This is a genomic window from Psychrobacter piscatorii (genome assembly GCF_043641605.1).
Lineage (GTDB): Bacteria > Pseudomonadota > Gammaproteobacteria > Pseudomonadales > Moraxellaceae > Psychrobacter > Psychrobacter piscatorii_C.
This window is the reverse complement of sequence record NZ_JBHZRK010000003.1, coordinates 1-21106: the sequence shown is the minus strand read 5'-3', so window position 1 is coordinate 21106 and position 21106 is coordinate 1. Positions and strand designations below refer to the sequence as shown.

General features: G+C 46.7%; 17 protein-coding genes. 9 read left to right on the top strand and 8 right to left on the bottom strand.

Annotation, left to right across the window (positions count from 1 at the left end):
- The first annotated feature begins 276 nt into the window (after window positions 1-276).
- The 5 genes from ACHUET_RS03815 to ACHUET_RS03795 all read left to right on the top strand — a co-directional run bounded on the left by ACHUET_RS03815 (window position 277) and on the right by ACHUET_RS03795 (window position 6356).
- Window positions 277-1053 carry an enoyl-CoA hydratase gene (locus ACHUET_RS03815; protein ID WP_394210807.1) on the top strand — a complete coding sequence of 259 codons (777 nt, stop codon included), beginning with the start codon at window positions 277-279 and terminating at the stop codon, window positions 1051-1053.
- 70 nt (window positions 1054-1123) lie between these two features.
- Complete coding sequence (locus tag ACHUET_RS03810; RefSeq protein WP_394210805.1) at window positions 1124-2704, top strand: 3-hydroxyacyl-CoA dehydrogenase; 1581 nt, start codon at window positions 1124-1126, stop codon at window positions 2702-2704.
- A gap of 66 nt (window positions 2705-2770) precedes the next feature.
- Window positions 2771-3973 carry a 3-oxoadipyl-CoA thiolase gene (locus ACHUET_RS03805; protein WP_394210803.1) on the top strand — a complete coding sequence of 401 codons (1203 nt, stop codon included), beginning with the start codon at window positions 2771-2773 and terminating at the stop codon, window positions 3971-3973.
- Between the two features lie 64 nt (window positions 3974-4037).
- On the top strand, window positions 4038-5711 hold the full coding sequence (locus ACHUET_RS03800) for a fatty acid--CoA ligase (RefSeq protein WP_394210801.1): 1674 nt from the start codon (window positions 4038-4040) through the stop codon (window positions 5709-5711).
- Between the two features lie 165 nt (window positions 5712-5876).
- A complete protein-coding gene (locus ACHUET_RS03795; protein WP_394210799.1) occupies window positions 5877-6356 on the top strand; it encodes an acyl-CoA thioesterase in 480 nt (159 codons plus the stop codon).
- Window positions 6357-6660: 304 nt separating this feature from the next.
- Here ACHUET_RS03795 and ACHUET_RS03790 read toward each other — a convergent pair whose 3' ends face one another.
- The 6 genes from ACHUET_RS03790 to ACHUET_RS03765 all read right to left on the bottom strand — a co-directional run bounded on the left by ACHUET_RS03790 (window position 6661) and on the right by ACHUET_RS03765 (window position 13518).
- Window positions 6661-8397: a BCCT family transporter gene (locus ACHUET_RS03790; RefSeq protein ID WP_394210798.1), complete on the bottom strand. Its 1737-nt coding sequence runs from the start codon at window positions 8395-8397 to the stop codon at window positions 6661-6663.
- A gap of 43 nt (window positions 8398-8440) precedes the next feature.
- On the bottom strand, window positions 8441-9928 hold the full coding sequence (locus ACHUET_RS03785) for an aldehyde dehydrogenase (protein ID WP_394210796.1): 1488 nt from the start codon (window positions 9926-9928) through the stop codon (window positions 8441-8443).
- Between the two features lie 74 nt (window positions 9929-10002).
- Window positions 10003-11040: an LLM class flavin-dependent oxidoreductase gene (locus tag ACHUET_RS03780; RefSeq protein WP_394210794.1), complete on the bottom strand. Its 1038-nt coding sequence runs from the start codon at window positions 11038-11040 to the stop codon at window positions 10003-10005.
- A gap of 78 nt (window positions 11041-11118) precedes the next feature.
- Window positions 11119-12030 carry a flavin reductase family protein gene (locus tag ACHUET_RS03775; protein WP_394210792.1) on the bottom strand — a complete coding sequence of 304 codons (912 nt, stop codon included), beginning with the start codon at window positions 12028-12030 and terminating at the stop codon, window positions 11119-11121.
- Between the two features lie 35 nt (window positions 12031-12065).
- Window positions 12066-12902 carry an alpha/beta fold hydrolase gene (locus ACHUET_RS03770; RefSeq protein ID WP_394210790.1) on the bottom strand — a complete coding sequence of 279 codons (837 nt, stop codon included), beginning with the start codon at window positions 12900-12902 and terminating at the stop codon, window positions 12066-12068.
- Between the two features lie 13 nt (window positions 12903-12915).
- A complete protein-coding gene (locus tag ACHUET_RS03765) occupies window positions 12916-13518 on the bottom strand; it encodes an amino acid synthesis family protein (protein ID WP_201603050.1) in 603 nt (200 codons plus the stop codon).
- 196 nt (window positions 13519-13714) lie between these two features.
- Between ACHUET_RS03765 and ACHUET_RS03760 the strand changes: the two genes are divergently transcribed.
- The 3 genes from ACHUET_RS03760 to ACHUET_RS03750 are packed head-to-tail and all read left to right on the top strand — an operon-like array spanning window position 13715 to window position 16249.
- Window positions 13715-14368 (top strand): GntR family transcriptional regulator, encoded by a 654-nt coding sequence (locus ACHUET_RS03760; protein WP_394210788.1) that lies wholly within the window; start codon window positions 13715-13717, stop codon window positions 14366-14368.
- A 23-nt stretch (window positions 14369-14391) separates the two neighbouring features.
- On the top strand, window positions 14392-14778 hold the full coding sequence (locus tag ACHUET_RS03755) for a carboxymuconolactone decarboxylase family protein (RefSeq protein ID WP_394210786.1): 387 nt from the start codon (window positions 14392-14394) through the stop codon (window positions 14776-14778).
- A gap of 19 nt (window positions 14779-14797) precedes the next feature.
- Window positions 14798-16249: an NAD-dependent succinate-semialdehyde dehydrogenase gene (locus tag ACHUET_RS03750; RefSeq protein ID WP_394210784.1), complete on the top strand. Its 1452-nt coding sequence runs from the start codon at window positions 14798-14800 to the stop codon at window positions 16247-16249.
- Window positions 16250-16309: 60 nt separating this feature from the next.
- Here ACHUET_RS03750 and ACHUET_RS03745 read toward each other — a convergent pair whose 3' ends face one another.
- The gene (locus ACHUET_RS03745; RefSeq protein WP_394210783.1) at window positions 16310-17224 is read right to left on the bottom strand and encodes a LysR family transcriptional regulator; all 915 of its coding nucleotides are present in this window, start codon (window positions 17222-17224) and stop codon (window positions 16310-16312) included.
- Window positions 17225-17653: 429 nt separating this feature from the next.
- Here ACHUET_RS03745 and ACHUET_RS03740 point away from each other — a divergent pair, with 429 nt between their 5' ends.
- Window positions 17654-20062 (top strand): FepA family TonB-dependent siderophore receptor, encoded by a 2409-nt coding sequence (locus ACHUET_RS03740; protein WP_394210781.1) that lies wholly within the window; start codon window positions 17654-17656, stop codon window positions 20060-20062.
- A 167-nt stretch (window positions 20063-20229) separates the two neighbouring features.
- On the opposite strand, the gene ACHUET_RS03735 is transcribed toward ACHUET_RS03740, so the two are convergent.
- Window positions 20230-20856, bottom strand: coding sequence for a DJ-1/PfpI family protein (locus tag ACHUET_RS03735; RefSeq protein WP_394210779.1), 627 nt, complete (start codon window positions 20854-20856; stop codon window positions 20230-20232).
- Window positions 20857-21106 lie beyond the last annotated feature (250 nt).

Here is a 21106-nt window from a genome sequence, read left to right as displayed (position 1 = left end):
TCCCTGGATAATTAGCATAATCGATGAATAATTAAATTACAATAGTTTTGGTTTAAAAAACCGCATTGCGGTATTTTTATTATTAATATGACAATTATTCTCTATAATTTTTCTCATTTAACCAATTTTTGCCCTTCACAAACGAAAATAAACAGTATATATTGATATTAAATACCGCATAGCGATATTTTTATTTCAAAATAATCGTTTTAATATGTGTTTGTACTTTATTATGTGTTTGTACTTTATATCGGAATGATGTTTAAGGAGTGGATCATGGAAGAGCAAATCCTTATTTGTGAAAAACAAGGAGACGGCGTGAGTGTCATCACACTGAATCGCCCAAAAGTACGCAATGCGCTAAACAGCGAGCTACGCCAGCAAATGGCAGATTTGTTCATTCAGTTAAATGAGGATCCACAAACCAAAGCGATCGTCCTGACGGGCGGTGACAAGGTGTTTGCTGCTGGTGCCGATATCAATGATTTTTTGACGATCAGTACGGCTGATATGTATTTGCGTCATAGCGAGCGCTATTGGGATGCCATCACTCATTGTCGCAAGCCCATTATTGCTGCCGTTAATGGCTATGCGCTTGGCGGTGGCTGTGAGCTGGCCATGCATGCTGATATCATCATTGCAGGCAAGTCTGCCAAATTTGGACAGCCCGAGATCAAAATAGGACTCATGCCAGGTGCTGGTGGCACGCAGCGTTTATTTCGTGCCATTGGCAAACATAAGGCCATGAAGATGGTACTGACTGGCGATATGATCAGCGCTGATGAGGCGGACACAATGGGGTTGGTCTCTGAAGTCGTTGACGATGAGGCTACCATCACTCGCGCCATTGAGATCGCTGAGCAGCTGTCAAAGTATTCTCCTATTGCCTTAGCACAAATCAAAGAAGTGGCTAATCTGGGTGCTGATATGCCTTTAGAAGGCGCGCTAGCACTGGAGCGTAAAGCCTTTCAGATTCTGTTCGATACCCACGACCAAAAAGAAGGTGCCAAAGCCTTTTTGGAAAAGCGCCCTGCAGAGTATAAAGGCTATTAAGGGGCAGATGCTGCTTATCTCTTTTGTCCACGCCGACCAATTCCTATCGTAAATTATGTAGAGAATCATTATGACCGTGAATAAACTTGCCATTGTAGGCACTGGTATTATGGGTATGGGTATTGCCCAAATTGCTGCCCAAGCTGATATCCAAGTCCTTTTATATGACGCCAAAGCAGGCGCAGCTGAGCAGGGAAGACAGTCGCTGAAAACCATGCTTGAAAAGCTCACCGCCAAAGGCAAATTCAGCGATGACGAGCTACAGGCTATGCTAAGCCGTTTGACCGTCGTCCAAGAGTTGAACCAAATCGCGACCGCTGAGATCGTGGTTGAAGCCATTATCGAAAACTTAGACATCAAAAAACAGCTTTTTGCCCAATTAGAAAGTGTGGTTACCGCCGATACTATTTTAGCGACCAACACCTCCTCATTATCGGTCACGGCAATCGCTGCTGACTGCGACTATCCAGAGCGCGTTGCAGGGTTTCATTTCTTTAACCCCGTTCCCTTGATGAAAATCGTCGAGATTATTCCGGGCATTTCTACTCAGCAATCAGTTGTTGACGCGCTCACCGATTTGGCAAAACGTATGGGTCATCTGGGTGTGGTGGCAAAAGACACACCCGGATTTATCGTCAACCATGGTGGCAGAGCCTATGGTACCGAAGCATTAAAAATATTGGGCGAAGGCGTCGCAAGTTTTGAGCAAATAGACCGCATTCTACGTGATGGTGCAGGGTTTCGTATGGGGCCATTCGAGCTGATGGATCTGACGGGCGTTGATGTGTCTCATCCTGTGATGGAGTCAATTTATAACCAGTTCTATCATGAAGCGCGTTATCGCCCGCATCCATTGACTCGCCAAATGCTGGTAGGCAAAAAGCTCGGCCGTAAGGTTGGTGAAGGTTTTTATCAATACGAAAAAGGTCAAAAGATTTCTGTAGATAGCGCTCAGAATCAATCGTCTAAAGCAATGAAATCTGATGCCACTATTAGCTCAGTGTGGATTGGCGCTGATTTGGCAGAAGATAAAACGCAGCTGATTGATTACTTAAATGCTCATGACGTCACTATCGATGATAATGACACACCACACCCTGATAGTTTGGTGCTGCTCGCCATCTATGGCGAGGATACGACCAATGCCGCGATTCGTTATCACATCGATCCCAAGCAAGCCGTTGCGATTGATATGCTTACCGAGCTTACAAAGCATCGTACGTTGATGCCAAGCGTCGTCACGCAAGAACGATTCGTGGCGCAAGCTTATGCGTTATTTGGCAGTAGCACAGGTAATAAAGGCTCAGATAGTCGTGAAGCAGATGCGCAGGAGGCGAGCAGTGCCACGCTGATTGCCGAAAGTACAGGTTTTGTGGCACAGCGGGTGGTCGCCATGGTAATCAATCTCGGCTGTGACATCGCCATGCAAAAGATTGCCACGCCAGAGGATATCGATAATGCCGTCAAGCTTGGGCTGGGGTATCCGTATGGTCCGATCTCTTGGGGCGATCATCTTGGTGCCTCGCGAGTGTTACTCATTTTAGAGCGTATATACAGGTTAACAGGTGATCCCCGTTACCGCCCAAGCCCTTGGCTGCAACGCCGCGCCAAGCTTGATGTGTCGCTGTTCACTCAGCAGGCCATTTATTAGTACAAACAACAAAATATCGTTATAAAACCATTTATTCAAAGTGAAAAAATACAACAAGGAAGCGTTATGTTAGATGCCTATATTTATGATGGATTAAGAAGCCCTTTTGGTCGCTATGTCGGTGCATTAGCAACGGTGCGTCCTGATGATCTGGTCGCCACCGTAATAAAAGCGTTGGTCGAAAAACATCAATTACCCAGTGATATTTTTGATGAAGTGCTGCTAGGCAGTGCCAACCAAGCGGGTGAGGACTCTCGCAATATCGCGCGCAATGCCGCTCTGTTAGCAGGATTGGATGTCACCACGCCAGGGCAGACCATTAATCGTCTATGTGCGTCAGGTCTGTCTACCGTGGTCGATGCTGCTCGCAGTATTACGTGTAACGAAGGGGATATTATTTTGGCAGGTGGCGTCGAATCCATGACACGTGCGCCTTTTGTCTTTGCCAAAACTGAGCAGCCGTTTAGCCGTGACTTTAAAGTATTTGATACGACCATCGGCAGCCGTTTTCCTAACCCGAAGATTATTGAGCAGTTCGGTAGCGATACCATGCCGCAGACGGGCGATAATGTCGCGCAGAAGTATGGTATTACGCGCGAGGAAGCGGATACATTTGCCGCTGCATCGCAATCCAAGTACCAAACTGCCAAACAAGCAGGGTTTTTTGACGATGAGATAACGCCTATCACTGTTGCGCAAGGTAAGAAGTTGCCCGCAAAAGTCGTTACGGATGATGAGCATCCTCGCGCCAGCTCCGATATTGCAGCGCTACAAAAACTCAAACCCTTAAACCAAGATGGTGTGGTCACCGCAGGTAATGCCTCCGGTATCAATGACGGCGCAGCTGCGCTCATCATTGGCTCAAAGCAAGCGGAGGAAAAGCTCGGCTTTAAACCCATTGCCAAAATCTTATCATCAGGTGCGATGGGGGTTGAGCCTAACATCATGGGTGTCGGGCCTGTTGAAGCGATTAAGCTGGCACTAAAGCGTGCAAATTTAACGCTAGATGACATGTCTGTCATTGAGATCAATGAAGCCTTTGCCTCACAGGTACTGGGTTGTCTAAAAGGGTTGGATATTGATTTTGATGATAAGCGTGTCAATCCCAATGGCGGCGCCATCGCGGTCGGGCATCCGCTTGGCGCATCTGGTGCCAGAATCGCTTTGAGTACGGCGCGAGAGTTGCAGCGTACGGGCGGCAAATACGCAGTGGTCAGCTTGTGTATTGGCATCGGGCAAGGACTTGCTATGGTGATAGAACGCGTCTAAGACTCAAAAGCACGCTCGCCCCATTACTGATTATCAAGGACAGTTTATTATCAAGGATGACACTATGACAACCATACTCAATCAACATGACAACTACCATCAAGCCGAAGAAGCGTATGGGTTTCCACTGATTATTAAGCAGCTACTCAACCGTGCCAAAATCGTTTCCACCAACCAAACCATTAGCTATGCGGACAAAGTGACTTATAGCTATGCTGAGTTTTTTAAACGTGTCAATCGCTTGGCAAATGTCCTAAAAAACATGGGTTTGCAGGCAGGTGATGTGGTCGCGGTCATGGACTGGGACAGTCATCGTTATCTTGAGGCGTATTTTGCCGTACCCATGTCGGGCATGATTTTACAAACGGTCAATGTCCGTCTGTCTGAAGATAAAGTGCTCTATACCATCAACCATGCTGCGCCAAAAGCATTGCTGTTAAACGCTGAATTTGCGCCGATGATTAAAGACTATCGTGACGATGCACCTTCTATTGAGCATGTGATGTGGGCTGATGATGCAGAAGTTGATAAAGCAGAGTTGCCTGACTATGTTGACGGTGAATACGAGGCACTGTTGGCAGCCGCTAGTGATACGTTTGATTTTCCAGACTTTGATGAAAACACCATTGCGACCACATTTTATACCAGTGGTACGACAGGCAATCCAAAAGGGGTTTTCTTCACCCATCGCCAGATTGTACTACAGACGATGGCAAGCACCTTGGCATCAGCGCTCAATGCCGAAGGTCAAGGCGCGCGCTACAACGATGTCTACATGCCGATGACGCCTTTATTCCATGTACATGCGTGGTGCTGGCCGTATGGCGCAACTATGATAGGACTAAAGCAGGTCTATCCGGGAAGATATTTAGCACCAAAACTGGTCGATTTGATTGAGGAGCATAAGGTCACGCTGTCACACGGTGTCCCCGCCATATTACAAATGCTCCTCAAAGAAATGGCAGAGCGCGGTCGTAAATTTGAGAATCTCAAACTGCTGCTAGGGGGTTCAAAGCTGAACGAAGGCTTAGCCAAAGCCGCTATAGAGTGCGGTATCGAGTTTATGTCAGGGTTTGGGATGTCAGAGTCCTGTCCTGTGCTGTCTCGAGCGGTATTTGATGACAAAACCGAGTCGATGACCCTAGAGGACAATCTCAATTATCGCTGTCTGTCAGGTTCGCCCATCATGCTGGTATCCATGGAAATCTGGGATGAAAACGGACAACCTCAACCGATGGATGGCAAATCGACGGGCGAGCTTGTGATACGAGCGCCGTGGCTGACCCAAAGCTACTTTAAAAACCCCGATGCAGGCAATACCTTATGGAAAGGCGGCTGGATGCATACGCAAGACATCGCCTGCATGACCGCCGATGGCACGCTAAGCATTACAGACAGGCTCAAAGATGTCATTAAATCTGGCGGCGAATGGGTATCCTCGCTTGAGGTCGAAACCATTTTGTCCTTTCATCCTAGCGTTGCTGATATCGCGGTGATTGGTGTGCCAGATGAGCGCTGGGGTGAGCGTCCTCTCGCCTTGATTGTGCTAAAACCAGATTATGTCGATACAACATCGACAGATATTTTGGCACTGGGTCATCAAGCGGTTGAGAGAGGTCATTTGCCAAAATATGGCGTACCAAGTGAAGTGAGGTTCTTATCAGAAATGCCAAAAACTAGCGTCGGTAAACTCGATAAAAAACGCATGCGCTCGATGTACTCAGAAAATTTAATCTAACCAAACAAACCTATCACCATCACAGTGACTTTGATAATAGAGAAGATTTGTATAAACCCTAGTGTCTGACTAAGTGCTAGGGATGGGGGAGGTGTGTGTCACGAGCACTCTGAGTCGCACTCATTATCTATATAACAGAACCTGTCTAATAAAAAGAGAGAAACTATGGAAGCTGCGCCTACGTTCCCAGACATACAAGAGATTGTCACAAGCGATGACAATCACCCATTACATGACTTTACGGTTATCTATCCTCAGCAAGTGGAATGGGGTGATATGGACTCCTTTGGTCATGTCAATAATGTGGTTTATTACGAATATGCTCAAAACGCTCGTATTTATTATAACAGGCGATTGGGTTTATTTAACGAACAGACGTCTTCGGTGATGGCAGCCTCGTCATGTCGATATCTCAAATCAGTTGCTTATCCTGATGAGTTATGGATTGGCGTCAAGGTCAAGAAAATTGGTAACTCAAGTTTGATTCATGAATATACCTATTATAGTACGGCGCAGAAGACAATCGTTGCGATAGGTGAGTCTGTATTGGTCTATCTCGATAAGTTGAGTGGACAAAAAAAACCGATCGATGAGTCGCAAAAAGAAGCGATTGCGGCGTTAGAGAATATCGACCAAGAAGCATAGAACTCAATTTTGGGTGATTTTAGGTATTTGAAATATTGGTAAAATCCGACTTCTGGTTAAATAGAAACACCCCATACATTTATCAATGCATGGGGTGTTTTATTAGGGCGTGTCTTCAATCTGAACGAAAGCCTCTAAATGGGCTAAAAATGGTTAAATCTTGCTAAACGGTGTCAAATAGCTGGTTAATATCTCAATATTATCTGCGCTATTTTCCTTGTTTAGCGACTATTTATCTCATTTTTATCACCATTTTCAAAATGAGGACACGCCCTAGATAGTCGTTACCATGTTTCTTTTCAGGCTATGTCTCTTTTGCTCGGGCAATGTCCAAAATAAGCGCTTTCAATAGACTGATTGCCATTAAGATAATGATAAAGGAGAAGGGGATAGCGGCCACAATCATGGCTGAAGTAATGGCATTTAACCCGCCTGCCAATATCAATGCGCCAATCACCGCAGTCAGTGCAATGCTCCAAACGATGATATGTTTCGGGCCGTTCTCGATATGGACTTCACCGGCCGCATTCAAGGTATTGACGACCAGTAATGCAGAGTCGGCCGACGTCACCAAATAGGTGAGTAGGAGCACAACCACCATTGACGACAAGACACCTGCCATCGCTGGGTTTAGCATAAAGCCAATAATCTCAAACAGCTGCGCGGTCAATCCAGAATCAAATATCTGACCGTTTGCGATACCGCTTAACTCTAAATCAATACCAGTACCACCGATAAAAGAGAACCAAACAAACAGGGTCAAACTTGGGGCGACAATCCCAATCAAGCCAAATTCACGAATGGTACGGTTTTTGGAGATACGCGCCAAGAACAATCCTACAAATGGCGCAAACGCAATCCACCATGCCCAGTAAAAAATAGACCAGCTGGTTTGCCAAGCGCCCAATTCGGTATTGGGATCCCAAACCGTTACTGCCATTGCGGGCAGATGCACAATATAGCTAAAGATACCTTTGCCCAGCATCTCTAACGCAAACATCGTTGCGCCAAAAATCAAGAAGAAGGCAAGAAGCAAAAAGGACAACACCATATTAATATTACTAAGCCATTTTACCCCGCGTCCTACCCCTGATAATGCTGAAACCATGGAAAGACACATGACCACAAACAATGACATCAATAGTGCGCCTGTCGTCGGTTCAGGATTGACAGCGTCCGTCACTAACCATGAGATACCCGTAATACTATACAATCCTGAGGCAAAAGAGCTAAGTCCAAGGCCAATAGTTTGCGCCACGCCAAAGATAGTGGCAATGACGGCAGCCACATCGATGATATTGCCAAGTGGCCCTTCTAAATACTTGCCAAATAAAGGTGTGAGCGCCGAGCGCATGGTGAGCGGCAAACCGCGAACGTAGGTAAAAAACGCCAAACAGATACCGACTAAGCAATATGTGGCCCACGCACTGATACCCCAGTGAAAAAAGGAATAACGAAACGCGGTATCTAGGGCTTCCTCACTCTTGGGTAGGACGAGCCCATCAATGGGCGCCAATGCACTGGCAGTGACTTGGTTTTGATAAAAGCTAAAGACATCAGTGCCCTCAGGTACGGTCATGCCATTACTACTTAGTGCCGATACGACCAGCTCTTTTGACATGATGATGTCAGGGTTGTTGGCGAGATGCCATAGCGGTTCAGCAGCGCTATAGGTTAAGACACCAATACCAATACCAGCACCAAAGATCATCGAAAACCATGAAAAATTGGAAAACTCAGGTTTGCCATTTGGGTCGGAGCCAAGTTTAATACGCCCAAATGACGGCCATAAAATAACCGTCAAACAGACTAAAATATAAAAGGCGATGGCATAAGTATAATAGCCATTAAGGTTGGTGTAAGACCAGTTCTTCATGGCATCTAGCATCGCGCCAGAACGCTCGATATCACTCAAAATCCAAATCACTACTAAGGTGACAAAGATTTTTGAGGTGACCGTAACAAAACGGTTAAACCCTTTATAAAAACCTTTGTCATGAGTTTTTATGTTGAGTTCCTTTAGGGGAGGACGGATAGCCATAGTTTTTTCCTTAAAACTGAATGTAGCTGACTACACTGATCGGTTATCTCATGATAAAAGGATTAGCCATCGGCTCCGCCGAGATATTAATCCATGTCGTTTTTGTGCGGGTGTATTGCAGAACAGATTCGCTACCAGCCTCACGCCCGTATCCTGATTGGTTATAACCACCAAACGGCGCAGTTGGTGAAATCGCGCGGTACGTATTGATCCAGCAAACGCCTGACTTAATTTGCTTAGAGACGCGATGGGCGCGAGCTAAATTTTGTGTAAACACGCCTGAACCCAAGCCATAAACGCTATCGTTTGCCATTGCAATGGCTTCGTCTTCGGTATCAAATGCGACCAATGACATGACTGGGCCGAACATCTCAATGGTTTGGGTTTCGATGTCGGTATTCGGACATTCCACGAGTGTTGGGCAAAAGTAATTGCCGTCAGCCAAGTCAGTATCTGTTGGCGCATGGCCACCAAAGCGAATTGTCGCACCTTGGGCGACAGATTTTTTAAGCGTGTCTTTGATGCGCTCAACCTGCGCTTTGGTACATAGCGGTCCAACGTGCGTTTCAGGATTGAGTGGATTACCAATGACAATGCTCTTGGCTTTTTCTTCCACGCGTTTAATGATTTCAGGCAAGATAGAGCGCTGTACAAATCCGCGTGAACCTGCGACACAAGACTGACCAGACGCGCCAAAGTTACCTGCAATCAAGCCATTCGCCGCACTTTCCAAATCTGAGTCTTCAAAGACGATAATCGGTGACTTTCCGCCCAGCTCCAAGCTTGTCACGGCAAAGCTGTTGGCTGAGTTTCTGACTACGTGACGCGCCGCGTCTGGTCCACCTGTAAAGGCGATTTTGTCCACGTCTGGATGGCTTGTCAGCGGAATGGCACAGTTTTCGGCGTCACCCGTGATGACAGAGACGACACCTTTTGGAAAGCCTGCTTGTTCGATCAGTTCAGCAAACGCAAACATCGGACAGGGAGCGACTTCAGACGCTTTTAAAATAATGGTGCAACCAGCCGCTAGCGCAGGGCCAAGTTTGGTGGCGGTTAAGAACATCTGCGCATTCCACGGTACGACCGCGGCTACTACACCGATTGGTTCACGCGTGGTAAAGACATGCATGTCAGGTTTGTCAATTGGTAGGGTAGCGCCCTCTAGTTTATCAGCCAGACCTGCAAAGTAACGATAATAATCGCTGACATAGCGCGTTTGTGCCACGGTTTCGTGGGCCAATTTACCACTGTCTGTCGTTTCGATCTTGCCGAGTTTTTCGGCATTTTGTTCGATCAAATCTGCCAAGCGGTATATGAGTTTGCCGCGCTGAGTGGCAGTCATTTTTGCCCATTCAGGATTATTGAGTGCCGCTTTGGCACCATCGACCGCGCGTGCAACATCTTCAGGACTGGCACAGGCGAAAGTCGCCCACGCCGCGCCCGTTGCAGGGTTATAGCTCTCTAGGGTTTGGTTATTACTGCCTTCGCACCACTCACCATTGATATAGAGCTTGTAATGAGGTTTGGACATTATGGTTCTCCAAATTGCTTGTTGGGGTATCTGTTCGTCATTTGTGAGTTAAGCCGCTTATAAGCTAAGTGCGTTTAGGCAAATGCTGGCATAACGTCATCAATAAAACGGCGTAATGAGTCGCGTTTTTGCTCAAAGCTCATACTAGAGTCAATCCAAAAGGCAAACTCGTCATAGCCTAACTCTTCATATACTTTGAGTTTTTCAATCACTTGCTCAGCGGTGCCAATTGGCATGTTCTCTAACATTTTTTCAGGGGCATACATGTCGATTTTTGCCATTTCTTCTTCGCTCAATGGCTCAAGTAATCCTTGGCGAATAGGACGTTCGTTTTTGAACCATGCCCCAAAGTAGCAATAAAAGCGGCTGATACATTTTGCCGCGCTTGTCACATCATCAGCATCACTGCCTACATAAGCATGTTGCAACAGCATGATCTTTGGGTTCTTACCTTCGCCATGTTCAGCTTTGGCATTGTTAAAAGCTGTCATTAGGTTCTGAATCTCTGTCATACCTTGCCACAGCGGGGTAACTTGTACGTTGCAGCCATGCTCTACCGCAAAGTTGTGGCTATGCGGGTCACGTGCCGCAATCCACATAGGTACGCCACCTGTTTGTAGCGGTTTTGGCGCAGAGGTCGTCGAGGGGAATTGGGTAAATTTGCCATCGTGCGCGTAATCACCTTTCCACAATTTTTGTACCGCAGGAACAAGCTCACGCATGCGCCCGCCCGCTTCCATCGCATCCATACCCGGCATCAAACGCTCATACTCAAAGTTATAGGCACCGCGAGCAATACCCAGATCCAATCTGCCGCCTGTGATGATGTCTGTCATGGCTGCCTCACCCGCCAGCTTGATCGGATGCCAAAACGGTGCAATCACCGTACCTGTACCGAGACGGACGTTTTTGGTGTGATGGGATAGATCGATTAAGTTTAAGAATGGGTTGGGGGCGATGGTAAAATCCATACCATGATGTTCGCCTGTCCAGATAGCGTGCATCCCGCCTTGGTCAGCCATTTTTGCGAGCTTAATAAAATCATTATGGAGCTGTTCATAGGACTGTGATTCGTCGAGGCGTTCCATATGGAGGAATAATGAAAATTTCATGAGGCATATCCTTTGCTGTTTGCTTTAACTGACTTTTTTAAATGTCGTGTTTGTTTAACGGTTTTTTAAATATAAAATTTAGTGAACGCGGCCCTTTTCTTCTTGGCCAACATAGACACCATATAGGCCATTTTTGCTTTCAGTTGCATAGCGAGTCATCATTGAATTCATGGCGGCAGTGGCAAAATCTTGTTCTGTAATATCATCAATTGAGATGTATTCACCAAGCTCTTTAGTCTCCGCTGAGTTGGCAATGGCGCGGTAAAAGATATAGTTGATATTGGTTTTGGTGTTCTCATAGATGGAGAAGACCGCACCCAGTTTTGCATCGATACCATTATCGACCAAAAACTGCTGAATCGTGCTGACCGCATTTGTATTGTCATCGGTCGTCGTTGTCGGTAGGGCCGCTTTGCCATCCTTTTGACTAATCAAGACTTTGCCATTGTGCTCGATAATCACGCCCACGCTGACATGCTTCTCTTGCGTACTGATTTCTGCCGCTTCGCGCTCGAGCGCCAAGCTAAAGTAACCGCCAGACGCATAGCCCAAGCCGTGACCTTCACGATTTGAAAAGCTAAGTACTTCACCTACCAACAGGTTGTGATCACCTGCCTCAAGATTACGATCTGTCTTGCAAGAAAAGTGCGTCAAAGCACCATCGATGACAGGGTTGCCTTGCTCGTCTTTGTGCCATGCTATTTGACTAAAACGATCGTCTTTGGAGCCTGCAAAAATATTCGAGATATTTTGCTGATCTTCGCTCAAGATATTGACCACAAAGCTGTCACAGTTGGCAAAGACCTCAAAGCTCGATAAGGATTTTGCTGGGCAAACCAGTAGCAGTGGTGGATTAAGCGATACCGACGTGAACGAATTGGCGGTAAAGCCAACAGGGGTGCCGTCCTTACTCGTGGCTGTGATTACCGTCACCCCAGTCATATAACTGCCAAAGGCGTTGCGTAACATTTTAGGATCAAGTTGTTTCATGGGAACCTCTTTTTCATAGTGGGCAATGGGGTGCGTTAAGCGTTAACGGTATGCGCTGAATCACACTGGGCAAAAAATCTTGCCAAGGCCGCGTTGACGGCGCTGGCGTGTGTCATCTGCGTCATATGACGGGCATCGGGAACGATAACGGCATTGGCATGGGGGAGTAGATCAGCCATTGCTAATGACATTTTGGCGCTAGAGTTGACATCCAGCTCACCGGTCAAAAACAAGGCAGGCACAGTAATGGTTTTTAAGTCAGCAGCATTGATACCGCGCAGATGAGCAAACATCTGATAGGCACGCGCATAGCCTAAACGATTGCCCTCATCCAACCAGTTCTGACACAGCTCGGCCTCTGAGCGATATTTAGGATTGCCATCAAACCATCTGGCAATCGGTTGATCAGTTACATTTTGAGTGAGGTCATCGATCAGCGACGCGGCCCGCGCTTGTACGTTTTGAGCCGCCTCATCTGGACGCTCATAGATGGCATTTAATGCCGCGACACCGCATACGACTTTGGGTGACGACACGGCAGTTTGTAACGCCGTCATTGCCCCCAATGAATGACCAACGATGATGGCCGGCTTGCCCACTACGTTAGTGATAAAGGTGGTGAGCACATCCGCAAAGTCTTGTAGCGACAATATAGGGTTTGGTAATAAATCGCTGTCGCCATGTCCTGGCATATCAACCGCATAACAGCGATAGCGCTCGCTAAATACAGACAGCTGCTGGTGCCAACTCTCTGCACGCAAACCCACACCATGAATAAAAACGATAGGGGTAGCTTTTTCATCAACGCTATCACCGGCATCAGCATGATAGTGATAAGCGATTCCATCTGAGATTTTACGTGACCACATCATGGCTGTCTGCTCCTTATACAGCTGCTGGATTGTCTAAATCGCGACCCAAATCTTTGAGGTCTTGATAACGATCACCAATACGGTGATGCGGACGGCCACCTGTTGCGCCGCCTAGTACGATAACCACTTCATCGTCACGAGGGGCATCTGGGATAGCAAATTGAATGGTCAAATAATGTGAGCGTCGACCGACATCATCTTTGTCCATCAGCGGCACCATGATGGGGGAGTTTGCCGTGCCGCGCATATTGGTGAATGATAAATAACTACTCGCAGACAGGGCCTCACGGTAAAAGTTGCCAAAACGTAGGGTATGAATCAGACCTGACGCATGCTCAATCTCGCCATTTAAGCCAACGACAGCCGCCTTACCATAAGCCTGTATCTTGTCTGCACCGCCCGCCAAGGCGATAATCTTGTCAGTCAGTAACTTACCCAATACAGGGCCAAAGGCTTGGATTTCCGGCTTTAGGTCTTCGACATAGCGTCCAGCCCACGGATTGGTAATCACTGCCGCAACCGCAAACATACGCAAAGGCGTCTCAGCAGCTTTGAATCCTTCAATGAACGTTTCTTCTTCAAAAGTGACAATTTTTCTGATTTCTGGTTTTAGCATGATGGTATCCCTACAGTCATAAAAGATAATGAATAATTTGTCTTAAGTTGGTATACCATAATACGGTATTAAATTAATTACTAGCTTTTTTTGAAAAATAATATTATGGTATACCGTATGACGATATGAAAGCGTACTGATTTTTTGTCTGATAGCCGTTATACTCTGCATTTCCATCCAAAAGAGTAGAGGTCCTATGTTAGAGAAAGTAGAAAAACCAAAAACGCTGAAAGAAACCACGTTAGAGCAATTACGTTTGGCTATTATGACGGGGCAGCTAGCGCCAGGACAGCGCTTGGTTGAGCGCACGATCTGCGAGCAATTAGGTGTCAGTCGGACGGTCGTGCGTGAATGCATTCGGCATTTAGAGAGCGAGCATTTGGTAACTTTTTCGGCAGGTGGCTCTTCGGTTGCGGTGCTCGAAAGTGATGAGATTCGTCAAATTTATCACTTGCGGGCGACGCTTGAGAGTGAGGCCGTTCGTCACTGTGCTGAGCAAGTGACCCCTGAGCTGGTAGAGATATTACAGAGTCACTTGGTACATATTCGCGATAACTTGCATGCAGGCGATGTGGTCGAGGCACTGGCGCATTCTTACGCGTTTTATGAGCATCTATTTGTGACGGCGGGTATGACGGTCGCATGGGAGTTAACGGAGCGACTCAATGGACGTATTGGTCGTTTGCGATTCATGACCTTGTCTACCAAGGAGCGGTCCACCAAAGGCCCAAATAATCTACAAGAGATTGTCAGTAATATCGCTAAAGGGGATAGTAAGGCGGCAGTCAAAGCGTGCCGTCAACACATTGATGAAGCCTGTCAGATGGGGCTGCATCTTAATAAACAATAAATATTCAATACTAAGGATTAGTCATGGACAAACAACGGTTTGAATTGGGTCTGGCGCAGCGCAAAGCTGTCTTGGGCGCGGAATATGTCGAAAAAAACCTACAGGCCGCCGATGAGTTTAATCAGCCATTCCAAGAGGCCATGACGGAGTGGTGTTGGGGGTTTGGCTGGGGTGATGACGCCATTGATGTCAAAACCCGCTCACTCATGAACCTCACCATGATAGCGGCGCTCGGCAAAATGCATGAGTGGGAGTTACATCTTAATGGTGCTATCACCAATGGCTGTACGGTTGAAGAAATCCGTGCAGCGATACATGCGATTGCTATCTATTGCGGTGTCCCGCAAGGGGTTGAGTGCTTTCGTATTGCCCGCGGCGTACTGACCACACGCGGGTTGTTATCATCCTAAAAACCAGTTGGAGCGAGAAATGCAATTAACAAATGATGCGCTGTTTAGACAGCAAGCCTTTATCAATGGCGTGTGGTGTGATGCGGATAGCAAAGATACCCATGAGGTGTTCAATCCTGCCACCGGTGAGCTGATCGGAACGGTGCCAATGATGGGATCTGCGGAGACGCGCCGTGCCATTGAAGCTGCAGATATCGCTCAATCAACGTGGTCGAAAAAAACGGGTAAAGAACGCAGCCATATTCTGCGCCGCTGGCATACGCTGATTGCTGAAAACAGGGAAGATCTGGCATTGCTAATGACCCATGAACAAGGCAAACCCATTGCGGAAGCCAGAGGCGAGATACAAAGCGGCTTGGACTATCTAGAATGGTTTGCTGAAGAGGCCAAACGCATCTACGGCGACTTCATTCCTGGGCATATGTCAGACAAGCGCTTGGTAGTCATTAAACAGCCCGTTGGCGTTACCGCTGCCATTACGCCATGGAACTTTCCGCATTCGATGATCAGTCGGAAGGCAGGCCCTGCACTCGCGGCAGGCTGTCCGATGATTGTGAAGCCTGCGATGGAGACGCCTTATTCAGCATTAGCCATGGCCTATTTGGCGCAGCAAGCGGGCGTGCCTGATGGTATTTATAGTGTCATCACAGGCGATCCAATTGCGATCGGTGAAGAGATGACTACTAATGCTTTGGTTAAAAAAATCAGCTTTACAGGCTCGACGCGAGTGGGAAAAATCTTGATGAAGCAGTGTGCTGACACGGTCAAAAAAATGTCGCTGGAGCTGGGTGGCAATGCCCCCTTTATCGTTTTTGACGATGCCGATATAGATGACGCGGTCACAGGTGCCATGATGAGCAAATATCGCAACAGTGGTCAAACATGTGTGTGCGCCAACCGTCTGTTTGTACAAGCGGGTGTTTATGACGAATTCACCAAAAAATTGGCGGCGCAAGTACGTGCTATAAAAATTGGCAATGGTCTAGACGAAGGCGTGACACAAGGGCCTTTGATCTCCAAGGCTGCGGCGGACAATGCTGAGTCATTGGTTATGGATGCGATTAGTAAAGGGGCAACAGTATTATGTGGTGGTCAGAGAGTTGAGGCAGCTCATAACTTTTTTGAACCGACTATTTTGACCGACGTTAATAGCGACATGCGCATCGCTGATGAAGAGATTTTTGGTCCTATCGCGCCCATTTTTAAGTTCGAGACAGATGAAGAAGGCATCGATCTCGCCAATCGTACCGAATATGGCTTGGCTGGTTATTTTTATAGCCGAGATATCGGGCGAGTATGGCGCATCGCTGAGGCTTTAGAGGTGGGTATGGTTGGTGTCAATACGGGTATGCTGACCACCGAGCTGGCGCCATTTGGTGGTATCAAAGAATCTGGCCTCGGACGCGAAGGCTCAAAATATGGCATCGAAGAATATGTTGAGACCAAGTATATCTGTCTAGATATCAACTAGGCGATAATGAAAGAACCATTTATTCAAAAAATAATGACGCAAATAACCGTCAATAACTGTCTACAAATGCTGTATCGGTTCATCCCAATAGGGCGGTGAACCGTAATACCCTTCGATAAAGTCAATAAAACATCTGATTTTGTGTGGCAACAGCTTTCTATGGGCATACACCGCATACAACCCCAAGGTCTCGGGCTCGTAATCAGGTAACACCATGACAAGCTCTCCTTTACTCAGTGCCTCACTCGCAATAAACGTGGGCTGCAATGCTATTCCAGCCCCAGCCACTGCAGCATTGACAAGCAAATCTCCGTTATTACTGGTTAGCTCCGAGTTTGGCTGATTGGTGGTATCTAGCCACTGATAAATATCTTCTTTGCCGTATTTTTCCATATAACTGTAATGCAAATACCGATGATTTTTTAGATCTTCAGGCTTGCTAGGCACGCCATACTTTTTGAGATAGTCAGGGGAGGCACATAAGATGACGCGCACAGGCGCAACTTGCTTGGCAATCAGTGACGAGCTTTTGAGCTGACCGATACGAAGCGCCACATCAAACCCTTCTTCAACGATATCTACTTTGCGATCGTTCAGCTGCAAATCGACATTGACCGAAGGATAAAGTGTCTGGAAATCCGTGACCAATTGTGCCATATGTTTGAGCGCAAAGGATACAGGCGCGCTTATTCTCAATGTGCCTTTTGGATTCTGCTGAAACCCACCTAGTTTGGACTCCATATCGTCGATACTGAGCAACACTTGCTGTGCATGCTCGAAATAGTGAGTACCTGCTTCCGTCAAGCTAACCTTACGAGTAGTGCGGTTCAGTAGGCGTATATCTAGTCGCTCTTCTAGCTTTGAGACATATTTACTCACCAGCTGCGGCGACAGTTGCATGGCTGTGGCGGCATTGCTAAAACTGCCCTCAAGTACTACCGATACAAACGCCCGCATCGCATCAATTCTATCCATTGTTCAGGTTTTCCTTCCAGCGGTTATCAATATTCTTTCGTCAGTTATCTTACGCTGTTGCTTCACCGATAGTAAAGTCGCGCGTTCTATTGACCCTGGATGGTAGGGTTGATTTTCCATCTAAAATGTTTCCAGTTAATCTAAATGATAATAATTTTCATTATTGTTTGTATTATTTTTATAATGTTGCTAAAGTGTGCATGCTTTATTACTAAGTAGCGAACTATATTTTACTATCGCTGCTTTTGAGATGTGATCTATATCAATACATTAGCCATTTGACTGCTATCAATTTAATTCAAGGCAGCTCGTCTTAGCTTTCTGACAAGCATAATCAATGCGCTGTAACAGCCTTTTTTTTGATAACGCTGACGATATTGATGAAACTGACTTTTTTGATAAAAACAAGTACTTTCAGGATTGTGATTTATGCCGATACTATCAACACCTTCTAATGATAAAAATAATTTTCGTTCACAAAAGCCGCCACGCTTAGCAACCAGTCAGGCCTTATTAAGCATTGCTATTGCCTCGATTCTTAGCACGACTGCCGTTGCCGCTGAAAATGACGTGACACAAACCAATGATGAGCAAAGCCTGTCTGAGCAAAGCCTTGATGAGCAAGGTCTCGATCAGAAAAGCCTTGATAAACAAAGCATTGATGAACAAGCAGCGCTACCAAGTACCACGCTAGATACCATTGTCGTACGTGCCGCTAGGGATGAGTTGGTACAAGCGCCGGGTCTGTCGGTGATTGGTGAAGAGGCGATTGAGAAGGCTTCATTGTCTAATGATATCTCAGAGATCGTGCGTAAAATGCCGGGTGTGAACCTGTCAGGGTCGTCCACTTCGGGTCAACGTGGTAATCAGCGTCAAATCGATTTGCGCGGTATGGGGCCAAACAATACGTTGATTTTGATCGATGGTCGTCCGGTGACGTCGCGTAACGCGGTGCGTCCGGGTCGTGGTAGCGAGCAAGATACGCGCGGCGACTCACAATGGGTACCGCCAAGCGCCATTGATCGCATCGAAGTGTTGCGTGGTCCAGCTGCCGCTCGTTATGGCTCAGGTAGTATGGGCGGGGTGGTCAATATCATCACCAAATCACCTGACAAAAAAGAGTTCTCTGTCACAGGGCATTATGAGATGCCAGAGAGTGATCTTGAGGGCAAAAACTGGCGTACGAATATCAATATGGCAGGCCCGTTGAGTGATAAGCTGTCCTTCCGTACCACGCTTGGCTATCACGAAAGTGAAGGGGACGATCCTTATATTAATGCCGATGATGCTCAGGTTGTTGATGGACGCGGCGGTCCGTCCGCTTCGGTGGCAGCAGGGCGTGAAGGGGTGGAAAATATAGATGCTCGCCAGCTGTTTGAATACGCGATGGATGCGATGAATACGGTTGGGTTTGAGGTGAATTACAGCAATCAAAGCAACCGCTGGGCGGGCGACTCACAGTTTCAGACCGTCAATGACGACTTAGTCAATGCGCTGGCAGGTCAGGAAACCAATAAAATGGAGCGTTATGGGGCGGCATTGACCCACCGCGGTGACTATGAGAATACCAGTAGCAATAGCTATCTAGAATATACGCGCACGATTAATGAGCGTCTGAATGAAGGGAACGCTGGTCGTTACGAAGGTGAAATCTCGCAACCTGAAGGAGAGGCTGAATATAATTGGACAAAGGCGACCTATGACACACTAAATGCAAAATCTGAATGGGACGTCTACTTTGACCGTCATACCGTGACGGCAGGTACGGAATTCCGCGGTGAGCAATTGGATAATCCGCTGGTGTCGACTTTGACGTTTGATGAGGGTTTTGATTTTGGCGAGACCGAGGCCGATCCGTCCAAGCGTGATGCAAAAACAGACTCGTATCTGGTAGGTGCGTATTTAGAAGACAATTATCAAATCACCCCTGACTGGTATATCACTCCTGGTTTACGTTTTGATTATCATGATCAGGCAGGTAGTAATTGGTCACCCAGCCTCAATACCACTTGGAACTTTAGCCCAAACTGGTCGGTAAAAGCGGGTGCCAGCCGCGCGTTTAAAGCGCCGTCACTCTACCAGCTGGATCCGAACTATATCTATTACACACGCGGTAACGGTTGCCCAGCCAGCGTACCTACTGATCAACGAGGCTGCTACGTCTTGGGTAATTCTGATCTGGATCACGAGACCTCTTGGAACAAAGAGCTGACCTTTACCTATAAAGATGATACTGGTCTGAACGCTGGCTTGACTTACTATCGCAACGACTACGACAATCGCATCGGCGCTGGAGTAGAGCGTGTGGGTGTGGTTGGCGTGGTCGCTGACGGTATCGCTGCTGATCGTTCAGTTTTTCAGTGGGAAAATCAGGGAGAGGCGATCATTGAAGGTCTGGAAGGGTTTGTCAAAGTGCCAGTCACAGACACGGTCACTTGGTCGACCAACATGACAGGCAATATCCGCTCAGAGCGTAAAGACAACGGTGAGCCGTTATCCTTGATTCCAAAATATACCATGAATTCCAATGTCGATTGGGACATCACCCCGCGCTGGAATACAAATCTTGGTGTCAGCTACTACGGCCCCATCGAAGCGCCTGAAATATCTGTCACGACTGGCGACGCTCTAAGCACACCCAAGCTTGACCGTAAACCCTATGCGATCGCCAATATGAGCACCCGTTATGACCTGACAAACGACATCACTATCGGCGCAGGAGTCAAAAACTTATTTGATAAGCAAATCAAACGTGAAGGGACGACGACCAATGCAGGCGCTCGTACGTACAATGAACCGGGTCGTTATTACCTCTTTGATATTAGTGTGAACTTTTAAACGATAAAAATATCTTTTTACCCAAAGTATTTTTTCTACTAAAAAGACTCTCACTTATTAACCTAAAAAAGGTCTAAGCTCATTGCTTGGACCTTTTTTGATGATGCAGGGCGATTTTTTGAAGTCTGAGTACATACAATGTTATCAAGACAATTACCTCTATAGCATTAAGTACCATGAATACTATTGTCAAAAAAATCATCTATTTGACTGTCTTCTTGCCAATGGTACTCGATATCTTTAGCAAGCTGAAGAGCCGTGGCTGACCCATGCTGGTCTGCGATAAAACCTAATGCCATGTCCATACCCGCACTAACGCCCGATGACGTGTAAAACTTACCGTCAATAACCCACCGTGCTTCTGGTATCCACTTAACCTGATCAGACTGCGAAATCACCCATGCCCATGCTCGCTTATTAGATGTGGCGCGCTTGCCATCTAACAGTCCAGCTTTTGCAAGTAAGGCACTGCCTGTACATACGCTTAGCACCCACTCAGTCTGCAATGACAGTTGTTGTAGCGTCGTCAAAAAAGCGGGCATGTGAACCAGCTGCCGTGTCCCTTGTCCACCGACGATTAATAGAATGTCAGTATGCCATAGCAACTCATCGACTTTCACTGTATGTAAAACCACACCATGCTGATTGTTGATAATGCCACCTCTCAACGAGGCAAATTGAATAAGATAAAGGGTTTTTAAGCGACCGAACATTTCTATAGGGCCGAACAAATCCAGCGTTTCATAGTCCTCAAATACCAAAGCGGTAATCGTTCTTATATTCGTTGTCTTCATAAGCGTGATTATCTCCTAGTAATGAGGATCAATCGCAGCACTAAGCGGCGGTAAAAGTTTAATCTACTTTAATGTAATAGCTTTGCATAATAAAAGATTAGGTTAGTATATATATTAATCCGCTTTATTTATGCCTCGAAAGGTCAAGAGCCTCAGATTTTTTCTACAATACCTTAGGGCGTGTCTTCAATTGGATAAGGCATAAATAATAGTTACAATACCGCATCTATTGAAACGATGCGAGCAATAC